Source organism: Lentzea aerocolonigenes, assembly GCF_000974445.1.
Lineage (GTDB): Bacteria > Actinomycetota > Actinomycetes > Mycobacteriales > Pseudonocardiaceae > Lentzea > Lentzea aerocolonigenes.
This window is the reverse complement of sequence record NZ_BBOJ01000004.1, coordinates 1-25,928: the sequence shown is the minus strand read 5'-3', so window position 1 is coordinate 25,928 and position 25,928 is coordinate 1. Positions and strand designations below refer to the sequence as shown.

Below are 25,928 nucleotides of genomic sequence, written 5' to 3'. Positions count from 1 at the left end.
GGGGATCTCTGCGTATGCCTGAGTAGGACTAGTCGAGGTAGTCGCGCAGGACCTGGGAGCGCGACGGGTGACGCAGCTTCGACATCGTCTTGGACTCGATCTGGCGGATGCGCTCACGCGTGACGCCGTAGACCTGGCCGATCTCGTCCAGCGTGCGCGGCTGGCCGTCGGTCAGGCCGAAGCGCAGCCGGACGACGCCCGCCTCGCGCTCGGACAGCGTCGCGAGCACCGACTGGAGCTGGTCCTGGAGCAGCGTGAACGACACGGCGTCGACCGCGACGACGGCCTCGGAGTCCTCGATGAAGTCACCGAGCTGGCTGTCGCCCTCGTCACCGATCGTCTGGTCCAGCGAGATGGGTTCACGCGCGTACTGCTGGATCTCCAGCACCTTCTCGGGCGTGATGTCCATTTCCTTGGCGAGCTCTTCCGGCGTGGGCTCGCGGCCCAGGTCCTGGAGCAGCTCGCGCTGGATGCGACCCAGCTTGTTGATGACCTCGACCATGTGCACCGGGATGCGGATGGTGCGGGCCTGGTCGGCCATCGCGCGGGTGATCGCCTGACGGATCCACCAGGTGGCGTACGTGGAGAACTTGTAGCCCTTGGTGTAGTCGAACTTCTCGACCGCGCGGATCAGACCCAGGTTGCCCTCCTGGATCAGGTCCAGGAACGCCATGCCGCGGCCGGTGTAGCGCTTGGCGAGCGACACGACGAGACGCAGGTTCGCCTCGAGCAGGTGGTTCTTGGCGCGCTCGCCGTCGCGGACGATCCAGCGCAGGTCGCGGCGCAGCTGCGGGGTGAGCTTCTCCGCCTCCTCCTCGGAGCGGCGGACGCGCTCGGCGGCGTAGAGGCCTGCCTCGATGCGCTTGGCGAGCTCGACCTCCTCCTCGGCGTTGAGGAGGGCGACCTTGCCGATCTGCTTCAGGTACGCCCGGACGGAGTCGGCCGAAGCGGTGAGCTCCGCGTCCTTGCGCGCCTGGCGCAGGGCCTCGGACTCCTCCTCGTCCCAGACGAAGTCGCCCTCGTTCTTGGGGTCCTCCGCCTCCTCAGGCTCGTCCACGACGGGCTCGTCCACGAGCTCGACGTCGTCGACCAAGTCCTCGGCGCCCGGAGCGCCTTCCATGTCCTCCGGCTCTTCGCCGTCCTTCTTGGTGGCACCCTTCGCGGCAGGATCGGCCTTGCCGGCCGTCTTGCGCGGGGTCTTGGCGCCGGCGGCCTTCGCGGCGGGCTTCTTCGCTGCCGCAGCGGTCGTCTTGCGCTTCGGCTTCTCCTCGGCCTCACCGGCCGCGGTCGCCTTGGTCGTCTTGGCGGCGCTCGCGGCGGAGCTGGAGCGTCGGGTTGCGGTTTCTGCGGCTGCCACGTACGCCCTTTCGCGACGGTCGTTCAAGGCAAACCAGAGGGCGCGAAACCTCGGTCGCCAGAGTTCAGGGGATCTCCCCGCCGATCTTGCTTGGCGGGTGTGCGTTCCATTGTAACGACGTCGGTGACGCGGTGTTGCGCCCCGAGGTGCTTCGGGGCGCTCTCACCTGCGTTGTCGCAGCTAGATCGAGTCGGACACGTTTCGGTGTCGAATGGTCGTCAAGGCCTGACGCCGTGTGCGGCAGCCCAGGCAGCGCCCACGATGCCCGCGTCGTTCTTCAGCGCGGCGGCGACGACCTCGGTGCGAACCTCGAGCAACGGCAACCACTTGTGCGCCTTCTTGCTCACACCGCCGCCGGCGATCACGAGGTCGGGCCAGATGAGGTCCTCGAGCACGTTGATGTACCGCGTGACCCGAGGCGTCCACTCCTCCCAGCTCATGCCCTTCTCCTCCTTCACGGAGGCGGCCGCGCGCTTCTCCGCGTCGTGCCCGTCGACCTGGAGGTGTCCGAACTCGGTGTTCGGGACCAGCTTGCCGTCGAGGAACACCGCGCTGCCGATGCCCGTGCCGAACGTCAGCAGCACCACGGTCCCGTCCTTGCCGACGCCCGCGCCGAACGACATCTCCGCGATGCCGGCCGCGTCCGCGTCGTTCATCACGACGATGTCCTCGGGCTTGCGCTTGAGGCGCTCCGCGAAGAGCTTCTGGGCGTCGCAGTCGATCCAGCCCTTGTCCACGTTCGCGGCGCTGAGGGCGACACCGTGCTTGACCACGCACGGCAGCGTGACGCCGACCGGCCCGTCCCACTGGAACTTCTCGACGATCTCGGCGACGACCTCCGCGACCGCTTCCGGCGTCGAGGGCTGAGGCGTGGGGATCCGCATGCGTTCGCCGTCCAGTGCTCCTGCTTCGAGGTCGACCAGGCCGCCCTTGACGCCGGAGCCGCCGATGTCCACACCGAACCCGCGGGTGATGCCCATCCCCGTGGTCCTTCCTACTAGATCCTGCTGGCTTCGATTCAGTAACCGTGGTGCGCAGACATTAGCCTGAGGTAGTCCGATAGTCCCGTGCTAGTGACGCAGGAGGGAACCGGTCGTGTTCGATCCCCGGCCACTCGTTGACATCGCGACCGCCATCGGACGGGAAGCAGGCGTTCTTGTTCAGCGCATGCGTGCTACCGCTGTCGTGTCGTTCGACACCAAGAGCACCGCGACGGACGTGGTGACGGCCGCGGACCGCGCCTCGGAACAACTCGTCCGGACGCGTCTGTCCGAGTTGCGGCCGGGCGAGCCGGTGCTCGGCGAGGAGGAGGGCGGCGAGGTCGTCGAGGGCCTCACGTGGGTGGTGGACCCCATCGACGGCACCGTCAACTACCTCTACGGCATCCCCTGGTACTCGGTGTCGATCGCCGCGCAGCTCGACGGCGAGTCGGTCGCGGGCGCGGTGGTGGAGCCGGCGACCGGCCGGGTGTGGACCGCGGCGCGCGGGCACGGGGCCTTCCTGGACGGCTCGCCGCTGCACGTGTCCGCGACGACCGACCTGTCCCTGTCCCTGCTGGGGTACGGGTTCGCGTACCGGGCGGAGCGGCGCCAGCGGCAGGCCGACACGTGGGCGGCGATGGCGACGCGGGTGCGTGACCTGCGCCGGGCGGGCGCGGCGTCGCTGGACCTGTGCTCGGTGGCGGCCGGGCGGCTCGACGCGTACGCGGAGCACGGGCTGGGGCGGTGGGACTGGGCCGCCGGTGGGCTGATCGCCGCGGAGGCCGGTGCGGTGGTGCGGTTGCCGGGGTCGTCGCCCGAGCTGGGGGAGGACGCGACGTTCGCCGCGGCGCCCGGGATCGCGGAGGCGATGCACGGCGCGCTCGTGGAGAGCGGGTTCGGCAAGGTGTGACGTCGTCAACGTTGATCGCGCCGGATCAACGTTGATCGGTTGTCGACATGTCGATGGCCTCATGCAACGGCTCGCGCGACATACCTGCTGGTCAGCGCACTGATATATCGGTTATGCAAAAGACGTTTGCGGACGTCCGCAAACGTCTTTTGCATAAAGGCGGGTGCGCGGGGCAGCACGGGCAAAGAGAAGGCGGGTGTGCGGCGACGTCCCATCGGTGCGTTCTCGTCAGGCGGCAGACTGTATGCACTCGCCTAAGGAACGGTTCTGCGAAACGGGAGACCTCAGGCCCTGATGAACACGGCGAGCACAACGACCCAGATGTCGCCGAAGTCCAGCCACCGGTTCATCAGGGCGAAGACCACGGCCAGGACCACGAGCGCGTCGAACTTCAGGCTGAACCAGATCCACTGCAGGTCCTGGCGCAAGAACACCGCACGAGCCACCGGTCTGCCACGCCAGAGGACGTGCTCGCCCGGAAGAAGATCGACCCCCACGGGGGCACGGTAGCGGTCAGCCGCAGGTCACGTCGCGCGCGCCGGCCAGGTTGTCCGCGTTCAGCGTCGGCGGGGCGGCTGCCGCGACCTGGCCGCCCTGCTGCTCCGGCTGCTGCTCGGCCCACTCCTTGAGCTGGTCGAGCACCTTGCGGGCGTCGCTGTTCGGCTTGACCTCGTCGAACTTCTTGCCGATCGCGATGTCGACGGTGGCGTCCTGGCGGTCGTCGCGCACGAGCTCCAGGCACGGTTCCAGCAGCGACAACGTCCTGGCCGCCGGTGCGCCGGGGGCACCGAAGCGGATCTGGCCGCGGCAGTTCATGTCGCCCGCCGGGTAGATCAGGTCGTTGCCGGGGTCGGCCACCTGCTTGAGACCCAGCTCGGTGAACATCGTGGCGACGGCCTTGGCGTGGTTGCGCTGCGTCGAGGCGTTCACGACCTTGAAGTTGACCTCGCCCACCGGCACCGGGTTGGTGCGGTCCAGCGCGTCGTGCTCCAGGACGGTGCCCAGCGCCGGGGGCGGGGCCGTCGGTGTGGCGGCGGCGGGGTCGGCCGCGGTGGTCGAGTGGCCGGGCGCGTTGCACTTGATGGCCGCGTCCACGTCGCCTGCGTTGCCGAGCACCTTCACCCAAACGAACACGGAACTGACCAACAGCACCGCGAACAGCACGAGCGCGGGCACGGGCCGACGCCGCTTGTAGGGCGTCAAGCTTCCCGATGCGGGTCCCACGTCCGAAGCCCTCCCCGTGTTCCGTCCCCTGTGATCAGCCTAGGCCCTGCCCAGCTGACGCGCCCCCTGGCGGGCGTGACCCAACGCACCGGCCTGATTGCTCACAGTCAGGACGGTACCGGCCCGGCGCCAGGTTGCACGCCGGGGTCAACACGCTCCCGCACAGGGTATCGGTCCTGCGTAGAAAGGTTGTGTCACCCGTCCGGTCGGTAAGGGGTAACCCGATGCCGAGGCACTCGGACAATGAGCTACCCTCTGCGCGCTCCGCCGACATGTGGATCAAGCCGACGGTCACGTCTAGGGGGTTGGCTTGCCACCGAGTGTGAGAGACCTACGTCACCTTGACGTGGGGCACAAAAGAGGGCGCTGGAGCGTTAACCAGCGACACGAACAGTCTCCGTAGACCGCAGGGGTGAAGAAGATGGCGACCGACTACGACGCGCCGCGTCGCAGCGAGGCGGACGAACTCGCTGAGGACTCCCTCGAGGAGTTGAAGGCCCGGCGGAACGAGACGCAGTCCGGCGTCGTGGACGTCGACGAGGACGCGAGCGCGGAGAACTTCGAGCTCCCCGGTGCCGACCTTTCCGGCGAGGAGCTCACGTTCAAGGTCCTGCCCAAGCAGGCCGACGAGTTCACGTGTTCGAAGTGCTTCCTGGTGCACCACCGCAGCAGGCTCGCCGAGGACAACAACGGCGTGTACATCTGCCGCGACTGCGCCTGATCCAAGTCCGCCAGAAAGAACTGGGCGCTCACCCGCACGGGTGGCGCCCAGTTGTGTCTTTCAGGACTTGATCGCCGCGGCGAGCTCCTCCGGGTGCCGCGTGCTGACCACCCAGTAGGGCGTCGGGTCCTCCGGGTCGTTCACCCGCACCCGCACGAGCGGCTTGACCCAGCCCCGGTGCACGACGAACGCGGCCGGGTCCAGCTCGGGGCCCATCGCCTTGCGCCGGTTCTCCGGTGCGATGATCTCGACCTCGCCGAGCAGCTCGAGCGGGATGTGGGCGTCGCCCGCCCTCAGCTCACCGTCGGCCACCTCCACCTTCGTGGACCCCATCCGCACGATCAGCGCGAGCGTCAGCGGCAGCAGGATCACGTACGGCAGCCAGGAACGCACACCGGGGAAGCCCATGTGCACCTCGGCGGCCAGCAGCCCCGCCGCCAGCAGCGGCAGCGGCCAGATCCACCACGTCACGTACAGGCGTTCGCGGAAGGTCGTAGTGGCGGTCACGGCAGTCTCACTCACGTCGTCAGGGTAATCTCGGCCGCCGTGTCCAGCGTCGAGGTGTTGCTGACCCGGCTCGATCCGGGGGTTCCCGTGCCCGCCTACGCCCGTCCCGGCGACGCGGGCGCCGATCTGGTCACCACGTCGGACGTGGTCATTCCACCAGGCGAGCGCGCCGTGGTCGGCACCGGTGTCGCGATCGCGCTGCCGGACGGGTTCGCGGGCTTCGTGCACCCCCGTTCCGGACTGGCCGCACGGGCGGGGCTCAGCGTGGTCAACACGCCCGGCACGATCGACTCCGGCTACCGCGGTGAGATCCGCGTTTGCCTCGTGAACCATGATCTCCGTGAGCCGATCGTGCTGTCGCGCGGCGACCGGATCGCCCAGCTCGTCGTGCAACGCGTCGAGCACGCGGTGTTCCGCGAGGTCGCCGAGTTGCCGGAAACGGAACGCGGTGCGGGAGGCTATGGCTCGACGGGCGGGCACGTGGTGCTCGCCAGCACGCAGACGGAGGGTTAAGGCATGTTCGGAAGGCGCCGCAAGCGCGGTCGTCACTCCGCGGGGGCGGTCGACACCGGTCCGGAGCACGACGAGGTGTTCGACGACGTCGAAGGTCCGTGGGACTCCACCGTGGCGCCCCGCGACGACGTGCAGCGCCTCGACCTGGGATCGGTGCAGCTGCCGATGCCGGACGAGGCCCAGCTGCAGGTCGAGATGGACCAGCAGAGCGGTGCCGTGCGCGCGGTGCACGTCCTCACGTCCGTGGGGCAGCTGACGGTCAGCGCGTTCGCCGCGCCGAAGTCGGGTGGCCTCTGGAAGGAGGTCGGCGCCGAGCTGATCGCCGGCCTCAAGGAGGACGGCGCCCGCATCAACCGCGAGAACGGCGAGTGGGGCGAGGAGATCACCGCGCGCAATCAGGGCGTGCAGATCCTCTTCGTCGGCGTCGACGGCCCGCGCTGGATGCTGCGCGGTGTCGCGGCCGGTCCGGAGGAGCACTTCGCGCAGAACTCCGAGGCGTTGCGCGAGATGCTGCGCGGCACCGTCGTCGTGCGCGGTGACCAGCCGATGCCGCCCCGCACCCCGCTGCCGGTCGAGCTGCCGGAAGCGATCGCCCGCCACATCGAGCAGCAGGGTTAAGCCATCTCCTGACGCGCCTGCTGCCACGCCTGCACCGCGCGCCCCAGTGCGCGCGGGTAGGCGTCGAGCGTCGTGGTGACGAGCACGGCGCGTGGGATGGCTTCCGCCCATGCCCGAGCGACCTCGATCGGGTGCACCGGGTCATCGGTGCACCCGACGATTCCCGTCGGCACGTTCACCGTCTTCAGCTCGTCGAGCGTCGGGGCGAGCGACTCCGAGGCTTCTTCGAGGTGCGGCACGAGCTGGTCGCCGTAGCCGTGCCACGCCCTGGACAGCTCGTCGTGCAGCCAGCCGGTCGTGCCGGAGAGCGCGGTCGCGAGGCCTTCGTCGCGGACGACGCCCGCGCTCACCTTGGCCGCGAGCGCCGCGGGTGCCCGGTGCGGTGCTCCGGTCCACGCGGGCAGCGCGAGGATCAGCCCCGCGCACCTGTCCGGGTTCCGCACGGCCCACGTGGCCGCGACGTGCGCGCCCAGTGAGACACCGCCCACCACGATCGGGTGGCCTCGGAAGGCATTTTCGAGCGCCGTCAACCGTTCACTGAGTGTGCGAACACGTGGAGCGGTGAAAACAGCGCCGACCTGCGACAACGGCTCGGCGAACACGGAACGGACAAAAACCTCGTCGGAGGCGGTTCCGGGCAGAAGGACGACGGTCTCGGCAGGCACGCCCGAGATTGTCGGCCCTCGTGCGTACCCTCACTCACAGACGGTCCACACCACGGGGCCACTTGAGCAATGCAGGAGTCGGGGATGAGCGGCTATTGGCGCCGCTTGGTGCGTCGCTTGACCAGCGACGTCGCCGAGCTCGACGCGGACGACCTCTCGCGAAAAGCGGAGGCCGTCGGCGCGGTGAAGGCCTGCGACTGCAAGTCCGGTGAGGAGGTCACCGTCCTCGGCAGGCTCCGCAGCGTGGAGCTCTGCCCCCGTGACGCGGCCGCCACCCTGGAAGCTGAGCTCTACGACGGCACCGAGGGCGTGACCCTCGTCTGGCTCGGCCGCCGTCGCATCGCGGGAATCGAGCCTGGTCGGACGATCAAGGCCCGTGGCCGCATCGCCGTGCGCGACGGGCGCAAGGTGCTCTACAACCCCTATTACGAGTTGCAGAACGCTTCATGACTTCAGCTGAGACCGAAGAAAAGCAGCCCACCGTCCTCGAGCAGATGGGCGGCGTGAGCGGAATGCTCTACTCGTCGCTGCCCGTCCTCGTCTTCGTGATCGTCAACTTCGCCGCCAAGAACCTGATGGCCGCGATCATCAGCTCGCTCGCCGCCGCCGTCGTCATCGGTGTGATCCTGGCGGTGCGCAAGGGCACGGTCCAACCCGCGATCTCCGCCGTCTTCGGCGTGGGCGTCGCGGCGTTCATCGCCTACAAGACGGGCGAGGCCAAGGGCTTCTTCCTCTTCGGCATCTGGCAGAGCGTCGTCTACGGCAGCGCGTTCCTGCTGTCGATCATCGTGCGCTGGCCGCTCGCCGGCGTGATCTGGACGTTCCTCAACGGCAGGGACCGCTCCTGGCGCAGCGACAAGGCCTCGGTCCGCGACTACGACATCGCGACCTTCGTGTGGGCCCTGGTCTTCTTCGCCCGCTTCGTGGTCCAGCGCTGGCTCTACGACGAGGACCAGGTCGGCTGGCTCGCGGTGGCCCGCCTCGCGATGGGCTATCCGCTGATGGCCATCGCCCTGCTGGCCACCGTCTGGGCGGTCCGCCGGGCCGACAAGCGCCTCAAGGCCGCTGAGGAAGCCCGCGCGGCCGAGGCGAGCGCGGAAGAGGTGCTGGCCCGTACCGCCGACGACCTGCTGACCCCGGACATGGACGAGCTCAAGCGCGTCGTCGAGACCGAGTCGCGCGACAAGTCCCGCGACTGATCCTGCTCCGCTTCGACGGCCGGTGTCTCCTCGGAGGCGCCGGCCGTTCGACGTCAGGACGGGCCGAGTGCCGTGCGCAGTTCGTCCCGCCCGGTCACCCCGAGCACGCCGTAGATCGCGTGCAGGTGGTTGTCGACCGTGCGCTTGGACGTGTGGAGCTTCTGCGCGATCTGCTGGTTGGTGAGTCCGGACGTCGCGAGCCTCGCCACCTCGGCCTGGCGCCGGGTCAGGTGGGTCAGGCCGTCCACGTGCAGGGCGGGCGTGCGGGCGCCGTCGAAGTCGCGCATCAGCAGGGCCTGGCGCGCCGAGGCCTGGGAGGCCGCGCGAGCGTTGTCCTGCGCGCGGTGCAGCCGGGCGGCGGAGGCCAGCGCCTCGGCCGCGTACAGGGTGGCGCCCAGACGCAGGAAATCCGTCGCCACCGCCTCCAGGACGGTCGGTGCGGCGTGCGCGAGAGCGGTCGCGTGTGCCGCGTAGGCCGCGGTCAGCGGGTCGTCCATGGCCGACGTGAGGGCCGCCAGGCGCAGGGACGTGTCGACGCCGAAGCGGGCGGCGTCGTGCAGGGCCCCGGCCTCGCTGCTGTGCACGCCCAGTTCGGCGCACTCGTCGGCGGCGGCCATCGCGGCGTCCGCGGCGGCCTGGACGTCGCCCGTGCCGGCGAGCACCCACGACCGGGCCACCGACACGGTCACGCCGGTCAGCTGCCAGGCAGGGCGGCGGGCCTTCTCACCGCGGGCGAGGGCCTCCTGTGCGAGGTCGCCGTCACCGCACAGGGCCGCGGAAGCGGCCAGGTTCGCGAGCGCGATCGCGTCGAAGATCAGCGGGTTGTCCGGCGTCTTCGGACTGCCCTCACGCGCGAATCGCAGGGCCTGTGCACCGTGGCCGCGCAAGCGCGCGCAGAAGGACAACACGCTGTAGAGCGACGTCGCGCCCGTGAAGGCCAACTCGTCGAACGACCTGTTGTACATCGTCAGCGCGAGGGTTTCCGCCTCGGCGAGCCGGCCGCTGAACGCCAGTGCGAAGCAACGCATGCGCAGCGCGCCGTCGTCCGGCTCCTGAGGTTCGTCGCTCGACGCCAGCTCCTCGGCCTCGTAGCCCGCGATCTCCTCCAGGCTTTCGCGGAACCGGCCGGCGTGCACGAGGCACAACGCCCTGGTGCGTCGCATGTGGACGGACAGATGCGGCGCCACGGGCCGATAGGTGTCTTCCAGGACTTCGGCCGCGGGACGGTACTGGGCCTCCTCCAGGGTCCTGACCACGGCCAGCCAGTCCCGCAGGTCCTCCGGGAGCCCGGGAACGTCGACGGCGTCGAGCACCGCGACGGCGGCGTCCGCGTCGCCGAGTCCGAAGTGGAGGTTCATGGACCTGGTGGCGCCCAGGCGGCTCAGGTCCTCCGCCGACAACGGGCCGCTCATCACGTCCGCCAGCGTCGCCTCGGCCTGGTCCGGCGCGCGGCCGTGCATCAGCACCTGGCCGAACACGTGCCCGACTCGGCTCAGCCCGCCCGCGTCGACGGCCGCGCGGCACAGGCGTTCGGCGAGTGTCACGTCCCGCGCCGCCCACGCCTGTTCGGCCGCCGCGGCCAAGAGGTCCAGCGAGATCGGCGAGCCGCCGTCCAGCCGCCACGTGGCGATGCGCATCAGATCCTCACGGCGGCGTGCGCCCGTCGCCTCCAGGCCGGCGGCCAACGCGCGTTGGTGCGATTGCGCGCGCAGTTCAGGACACGTCCCACGAAGCAGGCTGCCGTACAACGGACCGTACGGCGTCCCGACGACTCGACGAGGATCAACGCCCGTGTCTCGAGGTCGTCCAGCGACTCCTCCTGCACCAGCGACGCCAGCAGGTCGAGCTCCACTGGTTCGGAGTAGGCGAGCAGCTCCAGGGCGTGCCGGTGCGACGGCTCCAACCGGCCGAGGTTCTCCTGCACGAGCTCCCCGAGCCGTCCGCCGAGCTCGATCGCGCCGTGCCACGACCAGATGCCCTCGGCTGCGCGCAACGACCCGACGGCACGACCGGACACGACGAGTTCCCTGAGGTACAAGGGGTTTCCGGTGCTGCCCGACCACAGCAACGCCGCCGTGCGCGTGTCCACCGGACCTTCCAGCGCCCGTTCCAGCACCAGGTCGGACTCGGCGCGGGACAGGTCGCCGAGCGGATAACGCGTCAGCAGCCCTTCCTGCCACAGCTCGGAACGTTCACTCGGCCGTGAGGTGACCAGCACCCGTGCGTGCCCATTGCGGATCATGTGGTGCAACAACCCGATGGAGGCGTCATCGAGCAGATGCGCGTCGTCCACCACGATTGTCAACGGCTGCGGTTCGGCCAGAAGGTGTTCAACGGCGCGACCGAGCGGGTTCGCCGTGCGCATGTCGGCGGGCAGCATCGCGGCCAGCGCTCCGAACGGGATCGACGACGTCGCCACGGTCGCGTAGCAGCGCCGCACGGTGACACTAGTCTGCTCAAGCCGTGTCACGACTTCGTCCGTGAGCCGGGTTTTGCCCACACCGGCGGCCCCGACGAGCGCGGCGCCCTTCCCGTCGGGTTCGGTGAGCGCGGACATCACGTCCTCGAGCTCACGCCCCCTGCCCACGAACGGCCACACACCTCGCAGTGTGCCGAAGACGCGGGATTCCGCGCACATCGATTAGCGCGGTCAGGCGTGGCCGAAAAGCGCGCGCAGCCCACTTCGTCCGGTCACACCCACCGCCGCGTACGTCGTGTGCAGGTGGTTGTCCACGGTGCGTTTGGCGATGGCGAGCCGTTCGGCGATCTCCACGTTCGTCAGGCCCGCCACGGCCAGACGCGCGATCTCCAGCTGACGTGGTGTCAACGCGGCGAGCGTGCTCGTCACGACCAGACCGGGTGTGGTCGCGCCGTCGAACGACTCCGCGAGAGCCGAAGCCTGCCGCTCCAGCCGGTCCGCCTCACGGGGCCGGTCGTGCAGCCGCGACAACCTGCTGGCCTCCGCGAGCGCCTCGGCCGCGTACAACGTCGCCCCACACACGGTGAACGCCGCCGCCACCTCCTCCAGGCCTGCCGCGTCACGCAACGCGCGCGCCTGCGCGTGTGAAGCGCACGCCGTCGTCAACGGATCTCTGCGGGACTTCGCGAGCTCCAGCAGCCGTGGCGAGGTGTCCGCACCGAACCGTGCCGCGTCGTGCAGCGACACGATCTCCTCGGAGTGCGCGCCGTGTGCACGCGCGGCAGCGGCGTTGTCCAGAGCGGCCTGCATCGCCTCGTTGACCCGTCCCGCACCGGCGAGCACCCACGGCCGTGCGGCGCCTACGGCGAACTGCGCGATGCGCCACGCGGGCCGCAACCCGGCCTCGGCACGCGCCAGCGCCCGTTCCGCACGTTCGGACTGCCCGTGCAACGCGGCACCGGCGGCGAACTCGGCCAGCAGCAGCACGTCCCACATCATCGGCCGCGAGTTCGGCCTGCCGTCGAACTCGGGAACGCCCTCCGCGGTGATCCGCACGGCGGCGGCGGCCTGTCCGCGCAACCGCGCGCTCTGGCTCAGCAGCACCCGCGGCGGCACCTGCGTCACCGACCAGCGACCCTCCTCGATCACCTCGGCCAGCGCCTGCGCGGCCCGCTTCTCCGCCTGAGCCAGGTCACCGCAGCGCAGGATGCTCTCGTTGCGCACGCCGTTCGCCGCGTTCGCCAGCGACGGGAACCGCCCCGCCGTCGCGAGGACCGCGTCGTGGTTGTCCTCGATGCGCGCGATGGCCTCGGTGTAGCGGCCGGCGAACTGGTCGGCGAACGCCAGCACCTGCCGTCCCGCCGTCGCCGCCCAGCCGCCCTCGGCGATCAGCAGCTCCCCGCCGAGCCGCGCGATCGGCAGCGGCGCGGCCTCCAGCGCGAACGTCAGCGCGAAGAACAGCACCGCGTGCTCCAGCTCCGGCGGCAGCTCCCGCGCGGTGACCTCGTCCAGCACCGCTACCGCGGCTTCCTCGTCGCCGAGGCCGAAGAACAGGTTGAACGCGCGCGTGCAGCCGACCTGGATCAACGTGAGGGCCTCGCCGCCCGCCGCCATGGTCTCGGCGAGCACCTCCTCGGCCTGGGCGCACTGCCGCTGGTACATGAGCACCAGCCCGAGCACGAGCCCGACGCGGGACGTGGCCCCGCGCGCCACCGCCGCACGCGACAATCGTTCCGCGAGCTCCCAGTCCTGGGCCGACAGCGCCTGTTCGGCGGCCCGTGCGAGCACGTCGGGCGACTCCGCCGTGCCGCTGTCGAGGCGCCACGTCGCGACCCGCACCGCGTCGCCGGGCCGGTCCGCGCCTCCTGCTTCGAGCCGGTCGGCCAACGCTCTTCGGTGTGCGCGCGCTCTCAACGTGGGGCACGTCGCACGCAGGCGCGCGCTGTAGAGCGGATGGGCGACGCGCGCGCGACCGTCGTCACCGATGCGCACGAACCCCATGTCCACGAGCTCCCGCGGGATCGGCATCAGCTCGGGTTCGAGCGGCTCGCCGTACGACAGCAGCTCCAGCGCCCGCCGTTGCGGTTCCGCGAGCCGTCCCAGCGTCAGGTCGACGAGCTCGGCGAGCCTGCCGGACAGCTCCAGCGGCCCGTTCCAGCTCCAGCCGCCCTGGGTCGCGGTGAGCGCGCCCGAGTGCACCCCCGCCGCGACGAGTTCCTTGAGGTACAACGGGTTGCCCTGGCTGTTGGCCCACACGAGGTGCCGCGTCGAGGCGTCGGCAGGCCCGCCGAGCGCCGTCGTGAGCAACTGGTCCGCGCGTTCCTGGTCGAGTGCGTCGACGCTGACGACCGTCAGTCCTTCCAGACCCCAGCCGGGCCGCGCCGTGCAGATGACCCTCGTCAGCCTGTGGCGCACAACGTGCTGCAACACCAACAACGACGCGTCATCGAGCAGATGTGCGTCATCGATCGACAACACCCGTCGCCCGCCACGAGAGAGATGTTCGGCAGCGGCACGTACGGAGGACAACGGCAGAAGCGACGCCCCTTGCGAGGCGGGCAGGTCGGCCGGGACGTGCGAGGCGATCGCGCCGAGAGGAATCCGCGAGGTGGCGACCGTGGCGTAGCACCGCACCACCGGCTGAGGCACGGCGGCGAGAGTCTCGGCCGCCAGGCGTGTCTTGCCGACGCCGGGAGGGCCGGACAGCAGCACCGCACCGTCCGCGGAAAGCGCCCGCAGCGCCGCCCGCAGTTCACTCTCGCGCCCGACCAGGGGCAGCTGATCGCTCACAGCTGGTAAGTGCTCGCTTCCGCAGCGCAGATACCTTCAGGGCGTATCAGGCCGTGCGCGCGCAGCGTCGTATCGCCATGAACCTTCTCAAGCGCAAGGCAACGTTCATGGCAGCACTGACGCTCGTCGCTGGCGGCGTCCTCGTCACGACGTCCTCCTCGGCGGAGGCGCAGACGACGTTCCAGATCTCGTCGCGGTTCAACAACCGGTGCATGACCGCGGCCACCGGTCAGAACGGCGCCGGGATCATCATGGTCGACTGCCAGAACGCGCCGACCCAGCGCTGGTACTGGGACGGGCTGCGGCTGCGCAACGCCGACGGCGGCAGATGCCTCACCGCCGCCTGGGGCAACGGTGACAACGGCGCCCACCTGCAGATGTACGACTGCCAGCCGAACAGTCCCGCCCACCAGCTCTTCTACCGCCCCGCCTCGTACAGCTACGAGATCGGCCGGATCCGGTCGTGGATGTCCGGCAACCGGTGCGTCGAGATCGCGGGCGCGAACTGGTGGCAGGGCGCCTCCGTGCAGCTGTGGGACTGCCACGGCGGCGGCAACCAGTACTGGAACGCCCCCTAATAGCCGAGTGCGGTCTTGATGTCCTGCTCGACGGCGGCGGTCGTGACGAACAACAGCTCGTCGCCGCCCTCGAGCGTGTCGTCCGGCTGCGGCACGATGACCCGTCCGCCGCGCAGGATCGTCACCAGCGCGGCGTCGCGGGGCAGCGTGAGCTCCGAGACGGCACGGCCGGCGAACGGCGTCGACTCGTCGAGGGTGATTTCGACGAGGTTCGCCTGCCCCTGCCGCAACGTCAGCAGCCGCACGACGTCACCGATCGTCACGGACTCCTCGACCATCGCGGCGAGCAGCCGTGGCGTCGACACGGCGACGTCGACGCCCCACGACTCGGTGAAGAGCCATTCGTTCGTGGGGTCGTTCACGCGCGCGACGACGCGACGTACCGCGAACTCCGTCTTGGCCAGAAGCGACACCACGAGGTTGACCTTGTCGTCACCGGTCGCGGCGATCACCACGTCGCACAGCTGCATGCCGGCGTCCTCCAAAGAGGACAGCTCGCACGCGTCGGCCTGAACCCACTCCGCCTGCTCGACCGAGTTCGGGTCGAAGTGCGCCCGGTCCCGCTCGATCAGCATCACCTGGTGCCCGTCGGACACGAGCTCCTGCGCGATGGACCGCCCCACCGCGCCCGCGCCAGCGATCGCGACCCGCATCAGCTCTCCTCCGGTGCCTGCAGCGCCGCCGCCGCGACGTCGGTGATCGTGCCGGACAGCGCCGCCACGTAGATGGTGTCGTCGGCCTGCACGACGGTCTTGGCGTCCGGCAGCACACCCGTGCCGAACCGCATCAGGAACGCCACGCGGGCGCCGATGGCCCCTTCGAGCTCGAACACGGGACGGCCGACCCACGTCTCGTCGACCTCGATCGGCAGCACCGCGACGGTGCCGGACGGGTCGCGCCACGCGGTCGCCGCGCCCTCGGGCAGCAGCATCCGCAGGAACCGGTCGGTCGACCACGGCACGGTCGCCACCGTCGGGATGCCCAGCCGCTCGTACACGGCGGCGCGCTTGTGGTCGTAGATGCGGGCGACGACGTGCTCGACGCCGAACGTCTCCCGCGCCACGCGCGCCGAGATGATGTTCGAGTTGTCGCCGCTGGAGACCGCCGCGAACGCTCCGGCGCGCTCGACGCCAGCCTCGATCAGGACATTGCGGTCGAAACCGTTGCCGACGACCTGCTGGCCGTGGAAGTCGCTGCCCAGCCTGCGGAACGACTGCGCATCCTTGTCGATCACGGCCACCTGGTGGTCGAGCCGCTCGAGGGCCCTGGCCAGGGAGGCTCCCACCCGGCCACATCCCATGATCACCACGTGCACGACATGCCTCCTCAGGCGAACTCTGCGCAGAACCTACCGAGCATTAGCCCGTCCCGGTGAGCGGACCCCTTACGCTCTGGCCGTGTCCAAGCTCGCCACCGCTGCCAAACGCCTCCTGGTCGGACGGCCGTTCCGCAGTGATCGCCTCGCTCACACCCTGCTGCCCAAACGAATAGCCCTCCCGGTGTTCGCCTCCGACGCCATGTCGTCGGTCGCGTACGCGCCGGAGGAGATCTTCCTGATGTTGTCGGTGGCGGGGCTGAGCGCCTACGCGCTGGCGCCGTGGGTGGGCGTCGCCGTCGTCGTGGTCATGTTGACAGTCGTCGCCAGCTACCGGCAGAACGTGCACGCCTACCCGTCAGGCGGCGGCGACTACGAGGTCGCGACCGTCAACCTGGGCCGCAGAGCAGGGCTCACCGTGGCGAGCGCCCTGCTCGTCGACTACATCCTCACGGTCGCGGTGTCGATCTCGGCGGCGATGGCGAACATCGGGTCGGCCATCCCGTTCGTCGCGACGCACAAGGCTCTGTTCGCGGTGTCCGCGATCGTCATCCTCACGGCGATCAACCTGCGCGGCATCCGCGAGTCCGGCAGCGCGTTCGCGGTACCGACCTACGCGTTCATGATCGGCATCATGGCCCTGATCGCCTGGGGCCTGTTCCGCGGGTTCGTGCTCGGTGACGAGATGCGCGCGGAGAGCTCCGGCTTCGAGATCCACGCCGAGCAGGACCACCTCATGGGCCTCGCGTTCGTGTTCCTGGTGCTGAGGGCGTTCTCGTCCGGGTGCGCCGCGCTCACCGGTGTCGAGGCGATCAGCAACGGCGTGCCCGCGTTCCGCAAGCCGAAGTCGCGCAACGCGGCCACCACGCTGCTGATGATGGGCACCATCTCGGTGACCATGCTGATGGGCCTGATCGTGCTCGCGCAGCTGACCGACGTGCGGATGGCCGAGTTCCCCGCCGACCAGATCACGAACGCGCCGAAGGACTACGAGCAGAAGACGATGGTGGCGCAGGTCGCGCACGCCGTCTTCGACAACTTTCCGCCCGGCTTCTTCTTCATCGCGGGCGTCACCGCGCTGATCCTGGTGCTCGCCGCGAACACCGCGTTCAACGGCTTCCCGGTGCTCGGCTCGATCCTCGCCCAGGACCGCTACCTGCCGCGCCAGCTGCACACCCGCGGCGACCGGCTCGCGTTCTCCAACGGCATCCTGTTCCTGGCGGGCTTCGCGGTCGTGCTGGTGATCGCCTTCGACGCCGAGGTCACGCGGCTCATCCAGCTCTACATCGTCGGTGTGTTCGTGTCGTTCACGCTGAGCCAGCTCGGCATGATCAAGCACTGGCAGCGGCTGCTCAAGACCGAGACCGACGCCCAGGCGCGCACCCGGATGCGCCGCTCGCAGGCGATCAACACGTTCGGTCTCGTCATGACCGCGACCGTGCTGATCATCGTGCTGATCACCAAGTTCACCAAGGGCGCGTGGATCGCCATCGCCGCGATGGCCGCCATCTACGCGTTGATGACGGCGATCCGCAAGCACTACGACACCGTCGCCGAGGAACTGCGCCAGCAGGAGCGCGTGCGCACGATGCCGGCGCGCAACCACGCGATGGTGCTCGTGTCCAAACTGCACATGCCGACGTTGCGCGCGTTGTCCTACGCCAAGGCCACACGCCCGGACGTGCTGGAGGCCGTCACGGTCAACGTCGACGACGGCGACACCCGCAAGCTCGTCGTGCAGTGGGAGAAGGAGAACTTCAAGATCCCGCTGAAGGTGATCGAGTCGCCGTACCGCGAGATCACCCGGCCCGTCCTCGACTACGTGAAGCGCGTGAAGTCCGACAACCCGCGCGACGTCGTCACCGTGTTCATCCCCGAGTACGTCGTCGGTCACTGGTGGGAGCAGCTGCTGCACAACCAGAGCGCGTTGCGGCTCAAGGGAAGGCTGCTGTTCCAGCCGGGAGTGATGGTCACCAGCGTGCCGTGGCAGCTGGCGTCGTCGACGAAGGTCCGCGACAAGGACGTCATCGCGCCCGGCGCCGTCCGAAGGGGACTTGACGACCGATGAGCTGGGTTGGCGAGAAGTTCGAAGTAGAAGTCGGATCAGTTGCACACGGTGGGCACTTCGTTGCACGGCACGAGGGGCGCGTTCTGTTCGTGCGTCACGCACTGCCTGGCGAACGCGTCATCGCGTCGGTGTACGAGGACAACGGCGGGTCCTTCTGCCGTGCGGACGCGGTGGAGGTTCTTCAGCCGTCACCGGACCGCGTCGAGCCGCCGTGCCCGTTCAGCGGGCCGGGGATGTGCGGTGGCTGCGACTTCCAGCACGTGTCGTGGGACGCGCAGCGGGAGCTGAAGGCCCAGGTCGTCCGCGAGCAGCTCGCGCGCCTGGGCAAGATCGAACGTGACGTCGTCGTGGAGGCTCTGCCGGGTGGCCCGCTGGAGTGGCGGACCAGGATCCGGATGGCCGTCGACAGCGAGGGCAGGCCGGGTTTCCGCGGCACGCGTTCCCACGAAGTGATCCCGGTCGACCACTGTGTGATCTCCCGGCCGGGCATGGTCGAGGCGGTCGCTGACCGTCGGTGGCGAGCCCAGGAGCTGACCATCGTCCAGGACGGTGACGGCAACCGTCATGTGGGTGAGGTGCGTGGCCGACACACCGTGCGACGCGCCGGATCCGGTACGGCCGTGGAGACCGCCGCTCACCGGAAGTGGCGAATTTCGGCCGACGGCTTCTGGCAGGTGCACCCGGCGGCCGCGGACACGTTCGCGACCGTCGTGGGGGAGTGGATCGCGGCCGAACCGGGCCAACGCGCGTGGGACCTCTACGGCGGTGCGGGCCTCTTCGCTTCGGTGCTCGCACGGCAGGTTGGCGAGACCGGATCGGTGCTGGTCGTCGAGTCCTTCGCGGGTGCCGTGGAGGACGGTCGCCGCAACCTTCGCCGCATGTCCCAGGTCGAGTGGGTGGTGGACAAGGTGGAGCGAGCAGTGACGCGCAAACTGCCCGTTGAGGACCCTCATGTCGTGGTGCTCGACCCGCCACGCAAGGGTGCGGGCAAGGTCGTTGTGGCTGAAGTCGCACGACGCCGTCCCGAACGGGTCGTCTACGTGGCCTGCGACCCCGCCGCGCTGGCTCGTGACCTGGCCGAATTCACAGTTCAGGGCTACCGGCTGGAGGACCTGCGGGCGTTCGACGCGTTCCCCATGACGCATCACGTGGAGTGCATCGCCCTGCTCGTACCTGAGACGAGGTGACAAATCGTCTCAGGCGAGTCTCCGTAGACTGGGCCGAAGTCTTCAGGAGTGAGGTGGGCGTGGTGACCCTGCTGGAGTCCGTGCACGGACCAGCTGATCTGAAACGGATGGACGAGGCGCAGCTGAAGCAGCTGTGCGGGGAGATCCGTCGTTTCCTGGTCGACAAGGTGTCCAAGACGGGCGGGCACCTGGGCCCGAACCTGGGTGTCGTCGAGCTGACCGTCGCGCTGCACCGCGTGTTCGACTCGCCGCAGGACCCGATCGTCTTCGACACCGGTCACCAGTCGTACGTCCACAAGATCGTCACGGGTCGCCGCGACGGCTTCGACCGGCTGCGCCAGCAGGGCGGGATGTCCGGTTACCCGTCGCGGTCGGAGTCCGAGCACGACGTGCAGGAGAGCTCGCACGCCTCGACGGCGCTGTCCTACGCCGACGGCCTGGCGAAGGCGAAGCAGATCAACGGTGCGCACGGCCACGTGGTCGCTGTCGTCGGTGACGGCGCGCTGACCGGCGGCATGTGCTGGGAGGCGTTGAACAACATCGCGGCGGACAAGACGCGTCCGGTCGTGATCGTGGTCAACGACAACGGCCGCTCATACTCGCCGACGATCGGTGGTCTCGCGGACCACCTGTCGTCGCTGCGCCTGCGTCCCGGCTACGAGCGCGTGCTGGAGAGGGGCAAGAGCGCGCTGCAGCAGACGCCGATCTTCGGCAAGCCCCTCTACGCCGCCCTGCACGCCGCCAAGCGCGGCATCAAGGACGCGCTGGCGCCGCAGGCGATGTTCGAGGACCTCGGCCTCAAGTACATCGGCCCGGTCGACGGCCACGACATGGCGACGCTCGAGTCCGCTCTGCAGCGCGCCAAGGCGTTCGGCGGACCGGTCATCGTGCACGCCGTCACCCGCAAGGGCATGGGGTTCGCGCCGGCCGAGAACCACGAGGCCGACCAGATGCACGCCACCGGCGTCATCGACCCGATCACCGGCGAGGACCTGAAGCCGTCCAGCCGCACCTGGACCCACGTGTTCTCCGACTCGCTGGTCGAGATCGGCCGCGAGCGCTCCGACGTCGTGGCGATCACCGCCGCGATGCAGGGCCCGACCGGCCTGGACGCGTTCGCCAAGGCGTTCCCGGAGCGCTTCTTCGACGTCGGCATCGCCGAGCAGCACGCGCTGACCTCCGCCGCCGGCCTGGCGATCGGCGGTCTGCACCCGGTCGTGGCCGTCTACGCGACGTTCCTGAACCGGGCGTTCGACCAGCTGCTGATGGACGTGGCGCTGCACAAGCAGGGCGTCACGGTCGTGCTCGACCGCGCGGGTGTCACCGGCCCGGACGGCGCGTCGCACCACGGCATGTGGGACATGTCGATCCTCGGCGTCATCCCCGGCGTGCACGTGGCGGCGCCGCGTGACGCGGGCACGCTCGCCGAGGAACTGCGCGAGGCCGTGGCGATCTCGGACGCGCCGTCGGTCATCCGCTATCCGAAGGCTTCGGTCGGCGCGGACCTGCCCGCTCTTGAGCGCGTCGGTTCCGTTGACGTGCTTCGGCGGTCGGGCAACGACGTGCTGTTGGTGACCATCGGTGCGTTGGGTGAGCTCGGGCTCGAATCCGCGCAACGGCTGGAGGACCAGGGCATAGGCGTGACGGTCGTCGACCCGCGGTGGATCTACCCGATGTCTTCCGACCTCGTGGAGATGGCAGCGTCGCACAAGCTCGTCGTGACCGTCGAGGACGGTGGCCGGCACGGTGGCTTCGGTTCGGCTCTCGCGGCCGCACTGCGCGACGCCGACGTCGAGGTGCCGTTGCGCGACATCGCGTTGCCGCAGCAGTTCCACGACCACGGCTCGCGCGGTGAGGTGCTGGCGTTGTGCGGCATCACCGCGCAGGACGTCGCACGGCGCGTCACGGAGTGGGCCGCGCGGCTGGAGTGCCTGCCGGTCGAAATCGACGCGCCCGCGGACAAGTAGTTCGGCTACCCTTCCGTCTCGCGCCCGCCGAAGCGACCCGGCAGGACTTCCTGTCCGGGTTCCGCGCTCAAGGCGGGTGTTGGGTGCCTCAGAAGCATTCAGGTTCGATCCCTGAGCGCCACGACCCCGGTCGCACACGGGGATGTCGGGCTTTGCGAGTCCCTTGTGGACTCCCGCCTCGACGTTCCGCCGACCGGGGTCGTGGTCTACCTGGAGACGGTGGAGACGATGAAGCACACGTTGTACCCGTGGGAGCGGGGTGTTCGGTTCGATCGCGGCGTGCTGGTGGGTGAGGTGGAGCCCGGACAGCACAAGTTCCCGCGGCGCGTCGTGCTGCACCGCGTCGATGTCCGTCCACGCACGATGACTCCCGCCGCGCAGGACGTGCCGACGTCCGACGGTGTGCTCGTCCGCGTGACCGTTGTTGTGCGGTGGGCCGTGTCGTCGGCGACGACCTTCGTCCTGGCGTCTGCTGGTCCTGAGGCTGAGCTCTACACGGCCGTGCAGCTCGCATTGCGCGGTGCGGTGCTTACGCGCGCGCACTCGGCTGTCGATGCCGAGCGCGAGGCGATCGCTGCCGAGGTGCACGAGGGCGTGGCGGTGCGGGCGGCTGAGCTCGGTGTGTTGGTCTCCGACGTGGCCGTCCGGGACGTCGTCATGCCCGGTGAGCTGCGGCGGGCCGCCCTGGCCGAGCTGGTGGCGGCCTCGGAGGGACGTGCGGCGCTGGAGCGGGCCCGCGGCGAGACCGCGGCGCTGCGGTCGTTGCTGAACGCGGCCCGGCTGGCGGAGGAGCACCCGGCGTTGCTGGAGCTCCGCGCGTTGCAGGCCGCGTCGACCGTCGTGGTGGACCGGCCCGCCCGCAGGTCCTGATCAGTCCTTGTTCAGCCACACGAGGGTGGTCCGGGACTCGCTCAGCCGCCAGCCGGAGGACGTCCTGACGACGACGCCGTCGAGGCGCAGGCCGGCGGTCCGGTGGGGAGCCTGGCCCGCGCGGAAGAAGTAGGTCACCGAGTTCGCCGACGTGGTGGCCTTGTCGCCGTCGAGATCCACCAGCAGGTCCGTGGTCACGTGCTGGGTGAGCTCGTCCGGGTTCTCGGCCTTCCGCATGACGGCGACGAGTTCGTCGATGCCGTTGAGCTCGCCGTTGCGTGGCGACGACACCGAGATGTCGTGGTCGAAGACGGTGTGCGCGTCGTCCCACCGCTTCTCGTCGAGCAGGCGGTTGAGCCGGCTGAACAGGTCGGTGATCTCGATGCGGTCCAGCAGGACTCCTGCGGACACGGACTGCGCGGACATGTGATCCCCCTATGTTGGTGGCGCCAACGTTGGCGCCACCAACATACACATCATCGTTGGCCGCGCCAACGACTTAGGATGACGTTCATGGAAGACACCCCCGCACGCCTGGCTGACAAGCCGAGCTGGCTGCTCACCCAGCTCGCCGTGCACGCCCACCGGCTGGCCTCCGAGGGCTTCGTCGAGGCGGGGGCGCGCGGCTACCACTACCGCGTCCTGGCCGCGCTGGACGAGTTCGGTGTCGCGAGCCAGGCCGAGCTCGGCCGCCGCTGCAACATGGACCGCAGCGACGTCGTGGCGGCGGTGACCGAGCTGGAGGAGAAGGGTTTCGTCGAACGCACGCAGGACCCGAAGGACCGCAGGCGCAACATGGTGATGGTCACCGAGCTCGGCAGGACGCAGTTGTGCCGGCTCGACCGGGCGCTCGACCAGGCGCAGGACGATCTGCTCGGACCTCTCTCGGCGCAGGAGCGGCAGACCCTGACGCGGCTGCTCGGCGTTCTGCTCACGCACCACCAGCGCGGTTGAGGCCGACAGGCCGCGTGAAGGTGCCGTTAAGCGTCGTCTCAGGTGAATGTGGCACCTTTGACGCGTGCGGATTCTGGTAGTCGAGGACGAGGCGCCTCTGGCCGACGCGATCGCTCGCGGCCTGAGGCGTGAAGGCATGGCCGTGGACGTCGCGTACGACGGCGAGACCGGGCACGAGAAGTCGACCGTCACGCGGTACGACGTGGTTGTGCTCGACCGCGACCTGCCGGGGATGTCCGGTGACGAGCTGTGCAAGGAGATCCTCAGCTCCGGCGCGCTCACCAGGGTCATGATGCTGACGGCGAGCGGGACGATCGAGGACCGCGTCGCCGGGTTGTCGCTGGGCGCGGACGACTACCTCGCGAAGCCGTTCGCGTTCCCCGAGCTGGTCGCGCGCGTACGGGCGTTGGCCCGGCGTGCGACGCCCGCGACGCCTCCGGTGCTGTCCGCGCAGGACGTCGAACTGGACCCGGCGCGGCGGACGGTGTCGCGCGGCGGGCAGCCGATCGAGCTCACCCGCAAGGAATTCGGCGTGCTGGAGGTCCTGCTCGCGGCGAAGGGCTCGGTCGTCAGCAGCGAGGAGCTGCTCGAGCGGGTGTGGGACGAGAACGCCGACCCGTTCACCACGACCGTGCGCGTCACGGTCATGACGTTGCGCAAGAAGCTCGGTGAGCCGGGCATCATCGACACCGTCGTGGGCTCCGGCTACCGGGTGCCCAGCGCTTCGATCGGACCTGCTGAGGACTAGCCCCATGCGCAGGCGCGGACCCGGACTGCGTCTCCGGATCACGCTCCTCACCACCGCGCTCGTCGCGGTGGTGAGTGCTGTGCTGCTCTTCCTGGGGTGGACGCTGGTCGGGCGGGTCTTCGACTCCTCGCCCTCGTTCCCGTCCGGGAGCCAGGTCACCGTCGACGGGGTCAACGTCGACGTGACGGTGCTGACGAACGCGTTGACGCAGGCCGCGCGTGAGGACCTGCTCCGCGCCGGGCTGATCGCGTTCGCGTGCATGGTGCTGGCCGCCGCGGTGCTGGCGTGGACGTTCACCGGCCGGGTGCTGAAGCCGTTGCACGACGTCACGGGTGCCGCGCGCCGGTTGTCGGCGGAGTCGCTGGGGTCGCGGCTGCGCTTGGAGGGGCCGCGTGACGAGGTCGCGGACCTCGCGGACACGTTCGACGCGATGCTCGACCGGCTGGAGGCGGCCTTCGACTCGCAACGCCGGTTCGTGGCGAACGCATCGCACGAACTGCGCACTCCTCTCTCGGTGGTGCGCACGGAGCTGGACGTGACTCTGTCCGATCCGGACGCAGACGTGGAAGAGCTGCGACGCATGGCCGGCGTCGTGCGCGCGGCGGGGGAGCGCGCGGAACAGTTGGTGTCCGCGCTGCTGCTGCTCGCGCGCACGGACGGAATCGGGCTCGCGGTGCGTGAGCCGGTCGACCTGTCGGCTGTCGTGGAGTCCGCGTGGAAGGCCGTGCGGGCGGAGGCCGAGGCGCGCAACCTGCGCACGGTGTTCCGGTGCGCGCCGGCGCTCGCGGTCGGGGATCCCGCCCTGCTGGAGCGCATCGCGGGGAACCTGCTGGAGAACGCCGTTCGGCACAACCACGTCGGCGGGTGGATCGAGACCGTGGTGGAGACCGGGCCGCAGTGGTCCGTCGTGCGGGTGTCGTCGTCGGGTCAGCTGATCCCGCCGGACCGCGTCGAGGAGCTGTTCGAACCGTTCCGGCGCGGGGGCAAGGACCGCACGAGCCACTCCGGTACCGGTCTGGGCCTCTCGATCGTGCGGGCCGCGGTGGCCGCGCACGGAGGGTTTGCGCAGGCAGTGGCCGTGCCGACCGGTGGTCTGTCGGTGACGGTGCACCTGCCGAGCGCACCCCGCTAGCGGCAGATCCAAGATTGTCGGCGTGGTCCCGGTCACACTGTGCGTCGATCTTGGCGGGTTTGGGCCGTCCGCGTGGTGGCTGACCTGCGGTTACGCGGTGCGGGACCCCCGATTTGGATGTTGGTGGGCGCCCGTGTAAATTTCTCTCTGCCAGCGCGGAACGGGCCGGGAAACACCGGAACGGAGCGCGGCGACAAAACTTCTTAGCTTGACACAGCCCCGGAAGTGACTCTCCTCGGAGAAGAGCTGCGGTGAGCGCGTGTTCTTTGAGAACTCAACAGCGTGCCGAAACACAGCCAGTAATATGAATACTCCTCGTCAGGAGTGTTCCTTTGAGTAGATAGACCAGATTGCCAGACATATTCCGTCTGGAGCGATCACAACGATCCTTATTGGAGAGTTTGATCCTGGCTCAGGACGAACGCTGGCGGCGTGCTTAACACATGCAAGTCGAGCGGTAAGGCCCTTCGGGGTACACGAGCGGCGAACGGGTGAGTAACACGTGGGTAACCTGCCCTGTACTCTGGGATAAGCCTTGGAAACGAGGTCTAATACCGGATACGACCCTTGAAGGCATCTTTGAGGGTGGAAAGTTCCGGCGGTATGGGATGGACCCGCGGCCTATCAGCTTGTTGGTGGGGTAATGGCCTACCAAGGCGACGACGGGTAGCCGGCCTGAGAGGGTGACCGGCCACACTGGGACTGAGACACGGCCCAGACTCCTACGGGAGGCAGCAGTGGGGAATATTGCACAATGGGCGAAAGCCTGATGCAGCGACGCCGCGTGAGGGATGACGGCCTTCGGGTTGTAAACCTCTTTCAGCAGGGACGAAGCGCAAGTGACGGTACCTGCAGAAGAAGCACCGGCTAACTACGTGCCAGCAGCCGCGGTAATACGTAGGGTGCGAGCGTTGTCCGGAATTATTGGGCGTAAAGAGCTCGTAGGCGGTTTGTCGCGTCGGCCGTGAAAACTTGGGGCTTAACCCCGAGCCTGCGGTCGATACGGGCAGACTTGAGTTCGGCAGGGGAGACTGGAATTCCTGGTGTAGCGGTGAAATGCGCAGATATCAGGAGGAACACCGGTGGCGAAGGCGGGTCTCTGGGCCGATACTGACGCTGAGGAGCGAAAGCGTGGGGAGCGAACAGGATTAGATACCCTGGTAGTCCACGCCGTAAACGGTGGGTGCTAGGTGTGGGGGACTTCCA

General features: G+C 69.2%; 26 protein-coding genes and 1 rRNA gene. 15 read left to right on the top strand and 12 right to left on the bottom strand.

Annotated features, from left to right (window positions below):
- Positions 1–28: 28 nt before the first annotated feature.
- Positions 29–1,357, bottom strand: coding sequence for an RNA polymerase sigma factor (locus tag AOM45_RS08460; RefSeq protein WP_030464834.1), 1,329 nt, complete (start codon positions 1,355–1,357; stop codon positions 29–31).
- A gap of 218 nt (positions 1,358–1,575) precedes the next feature.
- Positions 1,576–2,337, bottom strand: coding sequence for a polyphosphate--glucose phosphotransferase (gene ppgK / locus AOM45_RS08455; RefSeq protein ID WP_030464833.1), 762 nt, complete (start codon positions 2,335–2,337; stop codon positions 1,576–1,578).
- 115 nt (positions 2,338–2,452) lie between these two features.
- Here ppgK and AOM45_RS08450 point away from each other — a divergent pair, with 115 nt between their 5' ends.
- Complete coding sequence (locus AOM45_RS08450) at positions 2,453–3,247, top strand: inositol monophosphatase family protein (RefSeq protein WP_030464832.1); 795 nt, start codon at positions 2,453–2,455, stop codon at positions 3,245–3,247.
- Between the two features lie 284 nt (positions 3,248–3,531).
- On the opposite strand, the gene AOM45_RS08445 is transcribed toward AOM45_RS08450, so the two are convergent.
- Positions 3,532–3,744 carry a hypothetical protein gene (locus AOM45_RS08445; protein ID WP_030464831.1) on the bottom strand — a complete coding sequence of 71 codons (213 nt, stop codon included), beginning with the start codon at positions 3,742–3,744 and terminating at the stop codon, positions 3,532–3,534.
- A gap of 16 nt (positions 3,745–3,760) precedes the next feature.
- Complete coding sequence (cei, locus tag AOM45_RS08440) at positions 3,761–4,471, bottom strand: envelope integrity protein Cei (RefSeq protein ID WP_030464830.1); 711 nt, start codon at positions 4,469–4,471, stop codon at positions 3,761–3,763.
- A gap of 421 nt (positions 4,472–4,892) precedes the next feature.
- On the opposite strand from cei, the gene AOM45_RS08435 reads away from it, so the two are divergent.
- On the top strand, positions 4,893–5,192 hold the full coding sequence (locus AOM45_RS08435; protein ID WP_030464829.1) for a DUF4193 domain-containing protein: 300 nt from the start codon (positions 4,893–4,895) through the stop codon (positions 5,190–5,192).
- Between the two features lie 60 nt (positions 5,193–5,252).
- On the opposite strand, the gene AOM45_RS08430 is transcribed toward AOM45_RS08435, so the two are convergent.
- On the bottom strand, positions 5,253–5,714 hold the full coding sequence (locus AOM45_RS08430; RefSeq protein WP_030464828.1) for a DUF3093 domain-containing protein: 462 nt from the start codon (positions 5,712–5,714) through the stop codon (positions 5,253–5,255).
- A 24-nt stretch (positions 5,715–5,738) separates the two neighbouring features.
- Here AOM45_RS08430 and dut point away from each other — a divergent pair, with 24 nt between their 5' ends.
- A complete protein-coding gene (gene dut, locus AOM45_RS08425) occupies positions 5,739–6,212 on the top strand; it encodes a dUTP diphosphatase (RefSeq protein ID WP_030464827.1) in 474 nt (157 codons plus the stop codon).
- Positions 6,213–6,215: 3 nt separating this feature from the next.
- On the top strand, positions 6,216–6,830 hold the full coding sequence (locus AOM45_RS08420) for a DUF3710 domain-containing protein (protein WP_030464826.1): 615 nt from the start codon (positions 6,216–6,218) through the stop codon (positions 6,828–6,830).
- Here AOM45_RS08420 and AOM45_RS08415 read toward each other — a convergent pair.
- Entirely contained in the window at positions 6,827–7,495 is a 669-nt protein-coding gene (locus tag AOM45_RS08415) for an alpha/beta fold hydrolase (RefSeq protein ID WP_030464825.1), read from the bottom strand. The two genes, AOM45_RS08420 and AOM45_RS08415, sit on opposite strands and share 4 nt — an antisense overlap.
- Before the next feature lie 69 nt (positions 7,496–7,564).
- Here AOM45_RS08415 and AOM45_RS08410 point away from each other — a divergent pair, with 69 nt between their 5' ends.
- Together AOM45_RS08410 and AOM45_RS08405 are read left to right on the top strand one after the other, a co-directional pair.
- Positions 7,565–7,945, top strand: coding sequence for an OB-fold nucleic acid binding domain-containing protein (locus tag AOM45_RS08410; RefSeq protein ID WP_030464824.1), 381 nt, complete (start codon positions 7,565–7,567; stop codon positions 7,943–7,945).
- Positions 7,942–8,694 carry a DUF3159 domain-containing protein gene (locus tag AOM45_RS08405; RefSeq protein ID WP_081901779.1) on the top strand — a complete coding sequence of 251 codons (753 nt, stop codon included), beginning with the start codon at positions 7,942–7,944 and terminating at the stop codon, positions 8,692–8,694. The genes AOM45_RS08410 and AOM45_RS08405 overlap by 4 nt, the downstream gene beginning before the upstream one ends.
- A 53-nt stretch (positions 8,695–8,747) precedes the next feature.
- Here AOM45_RS08405 and AOM45_RS08400 read toward each other — a convergent pair whose 3' ends face one another.
- The 3 genes from AOM45_RS08400 to AOM45_RS08390 are packed head-to-tail and all read right to left on the bottom strand — an operon-like array spanning position 8,748 to position 13,903.
- On the bottom strand, positions 8,748–10,331 hold the full coding sequence (locus AOM45_RS08400) for a helix-turn-helix transcriptional regulator (RefSeq protein ID WP_156093523.1): 1,584 nt from the start codon (positions 10,329–10,331) through the stop codon (positions 8,748–8,750).
- Positions 10,331–11,293 carry an AAA family ATPase gene (locus AOM45_RS08395; protein WP_030464821.1) on the bottom strand — a complete coding sequence of 321 codons (963 nt, stop codon included), beginning with the start codon at positions 11,291–11,293 and terminating at the stop codon, positions 10,331–10,333. Before AOM45_RS08395 ends, AOM45_RS08400 begins: the two co-directional genes overlap by 1 nt.
- Positions 11,294–11,344: 51 nt before the next feature.
- The gene (locus tag AOM45_RS08390) at positions 11,345–13,903 is read right to left on the bottom strand and encodes an AAA family ATPase (RefSeq protein WP_030464820.1); all 2,559 of its coding nucleotides are present in this window, start codon (positions 13,901–13,903) and stop codon (positions 11,345–11,347) included.
- Positions 13,904–13,980: 77 nt separating this feature from the next.
- On the opposite strand from AOM45_RS08390, the gene AOM45_RS08385 reads away from it, so the two are divergent.
- On the top strand, positions 13,981–14,481 hold the full coding sequence (locus AOM45_RS08385) for an RICIN domain-containing protein (protein ID WP_030464819.1): 501 nt from the start codon (positions 13,981–13,983) through the stop codon (positions 14,479–14,481).
- Here AOM45_RS08385 and AOM45_RS08380 read toward each other — a convergent pair.
- Together AOM45_RS08380 and AOM45_RS08375 are read right to left on the bottom strand one after the other, a co-directional pair.
- Positions 14,478–15,134 (bottom strand): potassium channel family protein, encoded by a 657-nt coding sequence (locus tag AOM45_RS08380; protein ID WP_030464818.1) that lies wholly within the window; start codon positions 15,132–15,134, stop codon positions 14,478–14,480. The genes AOM45_RS08385 and AOM45_RS08380 overlap by 4 nt on opposite strands.
- Positions 15,134–15,796, bottom strand: a complete 663-nt coding sequence (locus AOM45_RS08375) for a potassium channel family protein (protein WP_030464817.1) — start codon at positions 15,794–15,796, stop codon at positions 15,134–15,136. The genes AOM45_RS08380 and AOM45_RS08375 overlap by 1 nt, the downstream gene beginning before the upstream one ends.
- 82 nt (positions 15,797–15,878) lie before the next feature.
- Between AOM45_RS08375 and AOM45_RS08370 the strand changes: the two genes are divergently transcribed.
- From AOM45_RS08370 to AOM45_RS08355, 4 genes are all read left to right on the top strand, one after another.
- Positions 15,879–17,864 (top strand): APC family permease, encoded by a 1,986-nt coding sequence (locus AOM45_RS08370; RefSeq protein ID WP_030464816.1) that lies wholly within the window; start codon positions 15,879–15,881, stop codon positions 17,862–17,864.
- Complete coding sequence (locus AOM45_RS08365; protein ID WP_030464815.1) at positions 17,861–19,051, top strand: class I SAM-dependent RNA methyltransferase; 1,191 nt, start codon at positions 17,861–17,863, stop codon at positions 19,049–19,051. The genes AOM45_RS08370 and AOM45_RS08365 overlap by 4 nt, the downstream gene beginning before the upstream one ends.
- A 62-nt stretch (positions 19,052–19,113) precedes the next feature.
- Positions 19,114–21,018, top strand: coding sequence for a 1-deoxy-D-xylulose-5-phosphate synthase (gene dxs, locus AOM45_RS08360; RefSeq protein WP_030464814.1), 1,905 nt, complete (start codon positions 19,114–19,116; stop codon positions 21,016–21,018).
- A gap of 165 nt (positions 21,019–21,183) precedes the next feature.
- Complete coding sequence (locus AOM45_RS08355; RefSeq protein WP_156093522.1) at positions 21,184–21,888, top strand: slipin family protein; 705 nt, start codon at positions 21,184–21,186, stop codon at positions 21,886–21,888.
- On the opposite strand, the gene AOM45_RS08350 is transcribed toward AOM45_RS08355, so the two are convergent.
- The gene (locus AOM45_RS08350) at positions 21,889–22,314 is read right to left on the bottom strand and encodes a nuclear transport factor 2 family protein (protein WP_030464812.1); all 426 of its coding nucleotides are present in this window, start codon (positions 22,312–22,314) and stop codon (positions 21,889–21,891) included.
- Between the two features lie 87 nt (positions 22,315–22,401).
- Here AOM45_RS08350 and AOM45_RS08345 point away from each other — a divergent pair, with 87 nt between their 5' ends.
- The 4 genes from AOM45_RS08345 to AOM45_RS08330 form a co-directional block, all read left to right on the top strand.
- Positions 22,402–22,842: a MarR family winged helix-turn-helix transcriptional regulator gene (locus AOM45_RS08345; RefSeq protein WP_030464811.1), complete on the top strand. Its 441-nt coding sequence runs from the start codon at positions 22,402–22,404 to the stop codon at positions 22,840–22,842.
- 64 nt (positions 22,843–22,906) lie between these two features.
- On the top strand, positions 22,907–23,590 hold the full coding sequence (locus tag AOM45_RS08340; protein ID WP_030464810.1) for a response regulator transcription factor: 684 nt from the start codon (positions 22,907–22,909) through the stop codon (positions 23,588–23,590).
- Positions 23,591–23,594: 4 nt separating this feature from the next.
- Entirely contained in the window at positions 23,595–24,722 is a 1,128-nt protein-coding gene (locus AOM45_RS08335) for a sensor histidine kinase (RefSeq protein ID WP_030464809.1), read from the top strand.
- Positions 24,723–25,111: 389 nt separating this feature from the next.
- A 16S ribosomal RNA gene (locus AOM45_RS08330) occupies positions 25,112–25,928 on the top strand; the annotation flags it as partial.